Source organism: Rhodanobacter sp. A1T4, from assembly GCF_014207185.1.
Taxonomy (GTDB): Bacteria; Pseudomonadota; Gammaproteobacteria; order Xanthomonadales; family Rhodanobacteraceae; genus Rhodanobacter.
The window spans coordinates 454,164-464,474 of the sequence record NZ_JACHCP010000005.1; the positions used below are offsets into that span (position 1 = coordinate 454,164).

General features: G+C 59.5%; 8 protein-coding genes. 4 read left to right on the plus strand and 4 right to left on the minus strand.

Annotation, left to right across the window (positions count from 1 at the left end; genetic code table 11):
- The first annotated feature begins 50 nt into the window (after positions 1 to 50).
- On the plus strand, positions 51 to 2,378 hold the full coding sequence (locus HDE80_RS12795; protein ID WP_184671408.1) for a phosphomannomutase/phosphoglucomutase: 2,328 nt from the start codon (positions 51 to 53) through the stop codon (positions 2,376 to 2,378).
- A gap of 109 nt (positions 2,379 to 2,487) precedes the next feature.
- On the opposite strand, the gene HDE80_RS12800 is transcribed toward HDE80_RS12795, so the two are convergent.
- The gene (locus HDE80_RS12800) at positions 2,488 to 3,138 is read right to left on the minus strand and encodes a DUF4124 domain-containing protein (RefSeq protein WP_184671410.1); all 651 of its coding nucleotides are present in this window, start codon (positions 3,136 to 3,138) and stop codon (positions 2,488 to 2,490) included.
- A gap of 87 nt (positions 3,139 to 3,225) precedes the next feature.
- A complete protein-coding gene (pyrE, locus tag HDE80_RS12805; protein ID WP_184671412.1) occupies positions 3,226 to 3,873 on the minus strand; it encodes an orotate phosphoribosyltransferase in 648 nt (215 codons plus the stop codon).
- A gap of 159 nt (positions 3,874 to 4,032) precedes the next feature.
- On the opposite strand from pyrE, the gene HDE80_RS12810 reads away from it, so the two are divergent.
- The gene (locus tag HDE80_RS12810; protein ID WP_184671478.1) at positions 4,033 to 4,803 is read left to right on the plus strand and encodes an exodeoxyribonuclease III; all 771 of its coding nucleotides are present in this window, start codon (positions 4,033 to 4,035) and stop codon (positions 4,801 to 4,803) included.
- Between the two features lie 88 nt (positions 4,804 to 4,891).
- Entirely contained in the window at positions 4,892 to 6,124 is a 1,233-nt protein-coding gene (locus HDE80_RS12815) for an MFS transporter (protein WP_184671480.1), read from the plus strand.
- On the opposite strand, the gene HDE80_RS12820 is transcribed toward HDE80_RS12815, so the two are convergent.
- Together HDE80_RS12820 and HDE80_RS12825 are read right to left on the minus strand one after the other, a co-directional pair.
- Positions 6,067 to 7,224 (minus strand): anhydro-N-acetylmuramic acid kinase, encoded by a 1,158-nt coding sequence (locus HDE80_RS12820; RefSeq protein WP_184671414.1) that lies wholly within the window; start codon positions 7,222 to 7,224, stop codon positions 6,067 to 6,069. The genes HDE80_RS12815 and HDE80_RS12820 overlap by 58 nt on opposite strands.
- A gap of 13 nt (positions 7,225 to 7,237) precedes the next feature.
- Entirely contained in the window at positions 7,238 to 8,680 is a 1,443-nt protein-coding gene (locus HDE80_RS12825; RefSeq protein WP_184671416.1) for a peptidoglycan DD-metalloendopeptidase family protein, read from the minus strand.
- Between the two features lie 185 nt (positions 8,681 to 8,865).
- On the opposite strand from HDE80_RS12825, the gene tyrS reads away from it, so the two are divergent.
- Positions 8,866 to 10,077, plus strand: a complete 1,212-nt coding sequence (gene tyrS / locus HDE80_RS12830; protein ID WP_184671417.1) for a tyrosine--tRNA ligase — start codon at positions 8,866 to 8,868, stop codon at positions 10,075 to 10,077.
- Positions 10,078 to 10,311 lie beyond the last annotated feature (234 nt).

A 10,311-nucleotide genomic window follows, 5' to 3' on the forward strand; every position in this document is an offset into this window, starting at 1 on the left:
GATGGGCTGGATGTGTTGGGGGACTGCAACAAAAATCTCGGGGATGGGACATGGCGTTGAGCATCGCGGTAGGACGTTTGCGGCATTCGCAGGTTGACTGGCGGCGTCAGCTGCCGTTGGCTGGCGCGACGCTGCTGTTCCTGCTCGGGCTTTTTTGCGCATGGCAGACCTGGTTGATTGCTGAAGAGGGCAGTTCGATCGAGCGCGTTCATGCGGCGCAGGATCAGGCCGTGCATGCGCTGATCGTCGAGATCGCTGCCCAGCGCAGCAAGGTCCAGAAAGTATTGGGCTCGGTCGATCCCACCACGGTGATGAGCGATCCGGTCAAGAGCGCCTTGGCGCTTCGCCAGCAGCTTCCACAGGTGCAAAGGCTGGAGTTGTATAGCGGTGATCTAAACGAAGTGCTGCACGCCAACTATCACGAATTTGGCTATGCCAAGGCAGCCCAGTTGATGGCGGCGCGGAGTGCCGATGGCCCTTCATTGATGCAAAGCGTATCCGTGGGTAATGGGGATCGTCATCTCAGCCTCATCGTGCCGTTGGGACCATCGCAACAACCGACGGTCTGGGTCTGGGTCGAGTTGCCATTTGCGCCGTTGCAGCAACTGTTCGAATCGGTGTCGCCAGCCGGTGGTCGGCTCGAGCTTCGTCAGGGCGACGACCATGGAGAGATGAGTTTGTCCTCCGATGGCGCCACGTCGGCGATAGCAGAGGTAGCGGGAAAGCCGGTGGCCGGTAGCGCATTCAGTGTCTATGCGGGGCTGCCGGATGCGTTTATCGTGCTGCCGCACGTGTGGCCACTGGCAGCTCTGCTGACTCTGTTAGGGATCGGGGGTGCCTTTTTTCTGCTGCGCCTGCGCATCCGTGCGACTGCATCCGCAGCGCCTGAACCCGAAGAGGTGGCGCTGCCCGCAAGAATTAAAAAGCTCAGTCCACCGGTCGACATCGCGGCAGCTACCGCGCGACCCTCCCCGCCGTTGCCATCTGCACCGGCAATCGAGCTCGATCCCAGCATTTTCCGCGCGTATGACGTGCGTGGTGTGGTGGGAAAAACCTTGAACAAGGAGGTTGCCCGTGCACTCGGTCAGTCGATCGGCACGCTGATGGGCGAAAAGGGTCTGCGCGAAATCGTAGTGGGCCGAGACGGTCGTCTGTCCGGTCCCGAACTGGCTGGTGCACTGTCGGACGGTCTGCGTGCTGCCGGCATCGACGTGATCGATATCGGCGCAGTGTCGACGCCGGTCGTTTATTTCGCGGCGTTTCGATACAACACCGGTTGCGGTGTAGCGGTCACAGGTAGCCACAATCCGCCGGACTACAACGGCTTCAAGATTGTGGTCGCTGGCGAGACGCTATCCGAAGGCGCGATCCAGGATCTGTATCAGCGTATCGCCACAGGCGCGCTCAACAGCGACGGTCAGGGTGCGCTGCGACAAGTCGACGTGACGTCTGACTATATCGAGAAAATCGTCGGTGACGTGCAAGTCGAACGATCACTCAAGATCGTCGTCGACTGCGGCAACGGCATCCCTGGCGCGCTGGCGCCGCAGGTGCTGGAAGGCATTGGCTGCGAGGTCATTCCGCTGTATTGCGAAGTCGATGGCACATTCCCGAACCACCATCCCGACCCATCCGACCCGCACAATCTGGAAGACTTGATTGTTTCGGTGAAGAGTACCGGCGCCGACCTGGGCATCGCGTTCGATGGCGACGGCGACCGTCTGGGTGTGGTGACCCGCTCGGGCGAGATCATTTTCCCCGATCGCCTGCTGATGCTGTTTGCGCGGGATGTGTTGTCACGTCAGCCCGGTGCCACGGTGATCTACGACGTCAAGTGTACCGGCCATCTCAAGGGTCAGATTCTGGATGCTGGCGGCAGCCCGTTGATGTGGCGCACTGGCCATTCGCTGATCAAGGCCAAGATGCGCGAAACGGGTGCGGAGCTGGCTGGCGAGATGAGCGGACACTTCTTCTTCAAGGAGCGCTGGTACGGCTTCGACGACGGCATTTACGCGGCGGCGCGACTGATGGAAATCCTCGGCGGTGATATGCAGGGGCGTACGCCCGAAGAGATCTTCGCCACGCTTCCGAAAAGTGTTTCCACGCCCGAATTGAAGATCGAACTGACCGAAGGCGAGCACTACGCGTTCATGGATAAATTGCGTCAGCAGGCCAGTTTTGGCGAGGCCACGCTGATCACCATCGACGGGTTGCGCGCAGATTGGCCCGATGGCTGGGGACTGGTGCGTGCTTCCAACACCACGCCGGTGCTTGTGCTGCGTTTCGAGGCGGACGATGCGGTGGCGCTCAAGCGCATTCAGCAGGTTTTCCGCAAGCAGCTACTGGCGGTCGACTTCACGCTGAAGATGCCGTTTTGATAGTGCGGTGTTTCTGATTCGAAGCCGAACAAAAAAGGCCGGTCTGCACCGGCCCTTTTTAAAAATGATCAGATCCATAAGTCTGATCTAACCATCTAAATGACAATAACTATTGCGCTGGACTTGCCTGTGCCGCTTTGAGTTCACGATAGCGCGCCAGCTGAGTCGCCTGATCCTGGACCATCTGCGTGCGCAGCGCTTGCTGGTGCTGCAAGGTATTTTGCTGGCCGGTAACCACGGCGCGCTGGTTGGCGATGCTGTCGTTGATGAATTTCGGCACCGTTTTTTGTGTCCGTTCTATTTCCGCCGCCCGCCCAAGCAGGTCGGTCAGCGCCTTTTCCTGGGTCTTCAAATTGAGTTGGGTGGTGTGGATTTGCTGGTCCAGCGTATCGAGCGCCTGTTGCTGCGAAATCTTGTACGAGTTTTCGTCAGGATAGGCATCCAGCATCTGCGCTTCGGCGTCGTGACGCTTTTGTTCGGCCTGTTGTTTTGCCGCCTGCTCGGCGGCTAATTTGTTAGCCGCAGCACGCTCGTCCGGCGTTAGCTGGCGCGATACGTGCTGGATCACCATCCCCTGGTCATTCACCGCGTCGAAACCGTATTTCATGGCTTCGGCATTGAGGCTGTCGCTGAAGTGCAACTTGCCTTGTCCATCGTGCCATTTGTAGCGGATGCCGCTACCTGTGGTCGGCGCTTGGGCATGCACCGCGACGTTTGCGAACAACGCGGCGGCGGTAAAAACAAATAACAATTTGCGCATAAATCCCCCTGTTACCGTCAGTATAACCGGCGATGCGGCTTGCTCTGTTTGCAGCTGCCGCCAACGCTGGCACTACTGGGGCTATGTTCAGCGCTGGACGCCATAGCGATCACGGTAGGCCAGCAGGCGCTCGTGTTCAGCGGTCAGCTGCGGCCGTTCACCCGCATAGGCCAGCACGTCGTCGAGGCTGGTAATCGCAATCACCGGAACGCCATAGTCGGCCGTCACTTCTTGCGCGGCCGAGCGCTCGCCCTGCCCGCGCTCCTGACGATCCAGCGCAATCAATACGCCCGCGGCCGTGGCGCCGTGCGCTTCAATCAACGCCAATGATTCACGCACGGCAGTGCCGGCGGTCATCACGTCGTCGACGATCAGCACACGGCCCTTGAGTGGTGCACCGACCAGCGTGCCGCCTTCGCCGTGATCCTTCACTTCTTTGCGGTTGTAGGCCCAGGGAAGATCGCGCTGATGCTGCTCGGCCAGTGAGATGGCTGTTGCCGCCGCCAGCGCAATGCCCTTGTAGGCTGGCCCGAACAACATATCGATCTCTATGCCGGAATCCACCACCGCGGCGGCATAAGCGCGACCAAGCTGCGCAAGAGCGGCGCCGGAATCGATCCGCCCCATGTTGAAAAAATACGGACTCAGTCGACCGGATTTCAGGGTGAACTCGCCGAAGCGCAGTACTTCGCGGCTGAGCGTGAGTTCGATGAAGTCGCGCTGGTAATCGTGCACAGGTCGCCTCGTTTGTGGATGTTCAGGACAGGAAAATTCAGAGTGCGTCGTTCAGCATGTGATGCCGCGCGCAGCGATGGCAACCATGGTACCGCTCGTCGCAGTCCATGACGCTGGCCCGAGGTTGTTATGATCACGCATCACTTGCCGGAAAACCTCATGCGCATCATCAGCCTCAATGCCAATGGCATCCGCTCGGCCGCGACCAAGGGTGTGTTCGAGTGGTTGCGCACACAAAATGCGGATGTCGTATGTCTACAGGAAACCAAGGCGCAGAAAGATCAGCTCAGCGACCCGATGTTCCGCCCCGACGGGCACCATTGTTTTTATCGCGACGCCAGCAGCAAGAAGGGTTACAGCGGCGTCGCCATCTATGCCAAACGAGAGCCCGATCAGGTGCTGACCGAGCTGGGTTGGGACGAGTTCGATAACGAAGGTCGCTATATCGAAGCACGCTTCGGCAATCTGTCGGTCGTGTCGCTGTATTTTCCGTCGGGCTCGTCCGGTGACGAGCGTCAGCAGTTCAAGTTCAAGGCGATGGAGTGGTTCACGCCGATCCTCGATGGCTGGCTGAAGAGCGGCCGCGATTATGTGATCTGCGGCGACTGGAACATCGTGCACACCAAGAACGACATCAAGAACTGGAGCTCGAATCAGAAAAACTCCGGCTGTCTGCCTGAGGAGCGTGCCTGGTTGGATCTACTGTTTCAGCAGCGTGGCTGGGTCGACAGCTTTCGCGCGATCAAGCCCGATACGATCGAGTACACGTGGTGGTCGAACCGTGGCCAGGCGCGCGCGAATAACGTCGGTTGGCGGATCGACTATCAGGTCGTCACGCCGACCCTGCGTGAGCGGTTGACGGATTGCTCGATCTATCGCGACCAGCGATTCTCCGATCACGCGCCGTATATCGTCGACTATGCCGATTGAGTCGGTCGGAAAAAGCCTGCCTGCGCGTGACGTGAAGACGTCCAGGCCATCCGTGTGGAAATCGTTTGCGCAGCCGGCGGCCTGGACAATGCTGCTGTTCGGTTTCTCGTCGGGCCTGCCATTTCTATTGGTGGCCGGCACACTGGCTTATTGGCTGAAAGAAAACGGCATCGTGCTGAAGGACATCACGATGATCGCCAGCGCGGGCATGACGTACGCACTCAAGTTTTTGTGGGCGCCGCTACTCGATCACTGGCGCATTCCTGGCTTTTCACGGCTGGGACGTCGGCGTGGCTGGCTGCTATTTGCGCAGCTGGGCGTTGCTGCCGGCCTGCTGACAATGGCCTTTTTGACGCCGACGCAACTGATTCCGTTTGTCGGCGCGACCTTGGTCGTCGCGTTCTTTGGCGCTACCCAAGACATCGCGGTGGACGCCTACCGTATCGAAATCGCGCCGATTGAGGCGCAGGGTGCGCTGGTCGCGACGTATTCGCTGGGCTATCGCATCGCGCTGATTCTGGCCGGTGCGCTGGCGCTGATCCTTGCCGATCACATCGCCTGGAGCTCGGTATATATGGTGATGGCTATCGCCATGGGTCTGCCGATCGCGGCAACACTGACGGCACGGGAGCCTGATGTACGTCTGGTTGCTCCGCGCGGCTGGCGTGCCGCCATGCGCGAAAGCGTGATCGATCCGTTTGCTGATTTCTTTCGCCGTTATGGCTGGCATATTGCCGTTGTGACGCTGTTGTTTATCCTGCTGTTCAAGATTCCCGAGCAGGCGACCATTGGCGGCGTGATGAGTCCGTTCTATCGCGACATGGGCTTTTCCAAGACCGAGATCGGTAGCATCACCAAGATCTACGGCATCTGGATCGGCATCGTCGGAGTATTCCTCGGTGGCGCAGCGGTAGCTCGCTGGGGTGCATGGCGCTCGCTGGGTGTCACCGTCGTGCTTTGTGGCTGCAGCAACCTTCTGTATCTGGCATTGATCGCCCATCCGGGCAATCTGCTCGTGCTGACCATGGTGATTTCCGGGGAGAACCTCACGCTGGGCATGCTGGGTCCGCCGACGGTGGCGTTCCTGTCATCGCTGGTCAATCGTGAACACACTGCCACGCAATACGCGCTGTTAAGTTCAATGGTCAATCTGCCAGGCAAGGTACTCGGTTTCTTTGCCGGAGGCATCGCAGCGGCTACGGGCTATGGCCAGTACTTTGTGATCACCGTACTGTCGATTATTCCAGCAACACTGCTGTTCTTCTACTTGTGGCCGAGGTTTCGCCATGCCGACGCATCGTCGTCGGTGGGCGCCGAGTAAATTGCACCGAGCACTCGTGAACCCCGCGCTCCCGTCACCGCCGGCAGGTTGCCCGGCAATCCCAGTAGGCGCTGGCGCGCCAGCCATGCGAAAGCGGCGGCCTCCAGAAAATCGGGGTCGATGCCATGCTGTGCCGTGCTGCTGACGACGCGCGGCGCCAACAGTGTGGTCAGTCGTTCCATGAGCCTGCTGTTGTGTGTACCGCCCCCGCAGACAAGAACATCGGCCGTCATCGGTGTCTGTTGAGCGATCGCTTCGGCCACACTGCGAGCGGTTAGTTCCAGCAAGGTTGCCTGGACATCGGCGGGACGAATGCCAGCCAGGGCACGATGCGCTGCCAGCCAACCGAGATGGAAGTGCTCGCGTCCAGTGCTTTTGGGCGGCGGCAGTGCGAAATAGGCATCGGCCAGGAGCACTTCGAGCAAGCGCATATCGACATTGCCGCTGGACGCGAAAGCGCCATCACGATCAAACGGCTCGCCACGATGGCGCATGCACCACGCGTCGAGCAATCCGTTGGCGGGCCCGGTATCAAAACCGAGCACCGTGCCGTCGGCACCCAGCACGGTGATGTTGGCAATGCCGCCAAGATTGAGTACGACGCGGGCATGGCCTTCCTTCGCCAGCAGCATCGCGTGCAATGCGGGCAACAGTGGCGCGCCCTGCCCACCGGCTGCGATATCCGCGCGACGAAAGTCGGCAACCACATCGATGTGGCAACGCTCGGCAATCACGCTGGCATCGCCCAGCTGCATGGTGAACGGATAGTCCCCTGTGGGTCGGTGACGAATGGTCTGGCCATGCGAACCGATCGCTCGCACTGAGTGAGCTGGTGTGCCACTTTGTTCCAGCAACTGCAGCGCGGCCTCTGCAAAGCAGTGCCCGATTTCGACGTCCAGATGTCCAAATGCATCGAGGTTCAGCGCAGCTTCGTCCTGCATCAAGCTGAGCATGCGTTCGCGCAGTGTGGAAGGCCAGGGGTGCGCATAGGTGGCATGGACTTGCGGCAAGCCACCGTCGAAGCTGACCAACGCGGCGTCGATGCTATCGGCGCTGGTGCCGGAAATCAGCCCGATATAGAGCGCCGAATCGTCAGTCACGCTTGTGCCATGCTCAGTTGTCGTTGTTGGCAGGGGCGTTCGCGTGGGCGAGCTTGATACGGGCGTCCAGCTCCGTCAGTCGGGCCAGTTGCGGCTGTACTACCTGTGCCTTGAATCGGGCCAGCTGTACCGCGGGTAGCAGTTCGGGTTTGGGTAGCGTCACCGTCTGCGGATTGCGTTGTACGCCATCGACGCGGAATTCATAATGCAGATGCGGCCCCGTGGCCAAACCCGTCATGCCAACAAAGCCGATGACCTGTCCCTGGGCGACATGCTGGCCGACACGTTCGGTGCCGTAGCGCGACATGTGACCGTAGGCCGTGCTGATCGTGTTGCTGTGCTGGATGATGACGAAATTGCCGTAGCCGTTCATCCAGCCCTTGAACTTGATCACACCATCGCCGGCGGCATGGATCGGTGTGCCGGTGGGCGCTGCGTAATCCACACCCTTGTGCGCGCGCATCAGGCCAAGAATCGGGTGCAGTCGCGCCACGCTGAAGGTGGATGAGATACGGGTGAAGTCGACCGGAATACGCAGGAACGATTTCTGGATCGGTCGGCCATCTTCGCTGAACCAGCCATAGTCACCGCTGGCCTTTTTGAATCGATAGGCAGTGTAGCGTTTGCCCTGGTTGATGAATTCGGCGGCAACGATATTGCCCTCGCCGTAGCGGGTGCCGTCACGATAGATGTCGTCGTAAATCACAGTGAAGCTGTCGCCCTCGCGCAGGTCCTGTACGAAATCGACGTCGTACTTGAACAGGTCGGCGAGTTTGCCGACCATTGCTGCGTCCATGCCGGCCTGATCGCCCGCAGCATAGAGGCTGCTCCGTATCACGCCATGGGCAACCTGCTCGCGCGTATCCATATCACGCTGCTGGATGCTGACCGAGGGATGGTCACCGTCAAGACGCACGGTGGCGCGGTTGGCGTCATCCTGGTCGAAACGCAGACCCTTGAGGTTGCCACCGCTGCCCAGCAGAAAATCGAATTCTTCGCCCGGACGAATATTGTGCAGTGCCGACTTGGCACTGCCCGATGCGTCCATGACCTTCTGCAGGTCGGTCATGCTTAAGCCGCGGCCGGTGAAGATGTCCGATAGCGTTTGACCAGGCTGCACACGCACGACCTGCCAGTCATCGACGGTTGGCGTGGGTGCGCTCACCGCTGCCACTTTGGGCAAGGCAAGAGACAGTAATGTATGTGCTTCCGGCACGGCGGCGGGACGCATCGCGCTGGCCCAGGCCGGCATGATGAAGCCGGACAGCAGCGTGATAAGCAGCGCGGTGCCAGCGAGCACCCAGCGCTCACGATGCCAGTGAATCGGCTCGACAACGTCTGACTGGTGGAGTGGCCAGTGTGAGAAACGCTCGTAGAAATGGGAGTGACGGTGTTGGGCCTTGCGGCAGATGGCCTGCTTGCGGGCTTGACGCGCGCCCTGCTTCTCTTCAGCCATTTTACCCGCCCGCCAATACAGAATTGCAAACAGGTCGTACCATAACTGTCATGTGCAAATCGCGTCAACGCCCTTTTGCATCAAGGGTTTGCGCGGCATTACCGATTAACGCACAATTAACCTTTTGGCATAGTCAGACTTTCGATGACGGCCGATTCATTGACCTTGCGATCTGAGAGAAATACATGAGCGAGCTTGAGCAGGCGTTGGCGACGATTACCCGCGGTGCCGACGAAATCATCAAGCGAGAAGAGTTGATTGAGCGCCTGAAAAGCGGTCGACCGCTGCGCATCAAGGCCGGCTTCGATCCAACGGCGCCCGATCTGCATCTGGGTCACACCGTATTGCTGAACAAGATGCGGCAGTTTCAGGATCTAGGCCATCAGGTGATTTTTCTGATCGGTGATTTCACCGGCATGATCGGTGACCCAACCGGCAAAAACGTCACTCGTAAACCGCTCACCCGCGAGGACGTGCTGGCCAATGCCGAGACCTATGCCAGTCAGGTCTACAAGGTGTTGGACAAGGAGCGCACCGAGCTGCGCTTCAACTCGGAGTGGTTTGGCCAGATGTCCGCTGCCGATCTGATCAAGCTCGCCGCCCAGCATACGGTGGCGCGCATGCTGGAGCGCGATGACTTTGCCAAGCGCTACGCATCGCAACAGCCGATCGCCATTCATGAATTTCTGTATCCGCTGGTGCAGGGTTACGACTCGGTCGCGTTGAAGTGCGACGTCGAGCTCGGCGGCACCGATCAGAAATTCAACCTGCTGATGGGGCGAGCGCTGCAGGAACACCACGGCCAGCCACCGCAGATCGTGCTGACCATGCCCCTGCTTGAAGGTCTGGACGGCGTCAACAAGATGTCCAAGTCGCTCGGCAACTACATCGGAATCAACGAGCTGGCGATCGACATGGTCACCAAGACGATGAAGATTGGCGACGAGTTGATGTGGCGCTGGTTCGAATTACTCAGCTTTGAAGTGTCACTGGATGAGCTGGCGCAGATGAAGCGCGAGATCGCCGATGGGACGTTGAATCCGCGCGATGCCAAGCTGCGTCTCGCGCGCGAACTGGTCACGCGCTTTCACGATGCCGCCGCCGCCGAGCAGGCGATTGCCGGTTGGCATGCGGTAGTGCGTGGCGAAGGGGATACCGCGCTGCTTCCGCTCAACGACATCGCCGTTCCGGCCGAAGGCATCCGGCTCGCCGCATTGCTTACAGCGGCAGGCATCACGGCCAGCAATTCAGAAGCAAGTCGCAAGTTGAAGGAGCGTGCCGTGCGCATCGACACCGAGGTGGCTGAAGACGCGCAACGTATTTTCAGCGTGGGATTTGAAGGCGTCTTGCAGGTGGGCAAGCGCAACTTTGCCCGGGTGCGCCTCGTGTCAGCCTGAAAACGCGCGGCGTAATGCGGTTTAGTCGCGATATTCAAATTAGTGCTTGTGCTTTTTCCTGTAGCTCGTATGATGCGCGGCCCGGAGTCGTCCACGCAGTTTTTGACGAGTCGCGGCATCTTCGAAAAAGTGAAATGAAGGTGTTGACGGCCACAAAAAACGATATAGAATGGGCGGCTCACCTCGGACGAAACGTTCGGGACGCAACACGAGGAATCGGTTGCAAGTGGTTGA

Excerpts from the sequence above, each read along its gene's own strand:
- HDE80_RS12795 (WP_184671408.1), top strand. The coding sequence starts at position 51 with ATGGCGTTGAGCATCGCGGTAGGACGTTTGCGGCATTCGCAGGTTGAC.
- HDE80_RS12800 (WP_184671410.1), bottom strand. The coding sequence starts at position 3,138 with ATGCGCAAATTGTTATTTGTTTTTACCGCCGCCGCGTTGTTCGCAAAC.
- HDE80_RS12810 (WP_184671478.1), top strand. The coding sequence starts at position 4,033 with ATGCGCATCATCAGCCTCAATGCCAATGGCATCCGCTCGGCCGCGACC.
- HDE80_RS12815 (WP_184671480.1), top strand. The coding sequence starts at position 4,892 with ATGCTGCTGTTCGGTTTCTCGTCGGGCCTGCCATTTCTATTGGTGGCC.
- HDE80_RS12825 (WP_184671416.1), bottom strand. The coding sequence starts at position 8,680 with ATGGCTGAAGAGAAGCAGGGCGCGCGTCAAGCCCGCAAGCAGGCCATC.
- tyrS (WP_184671417.1), top strand. The coding sequence starts at position 8,866 with ATGAGCGAGCTTGAGCAGGCGTTGGCGACGATTACCCGCGGTGCCGAC.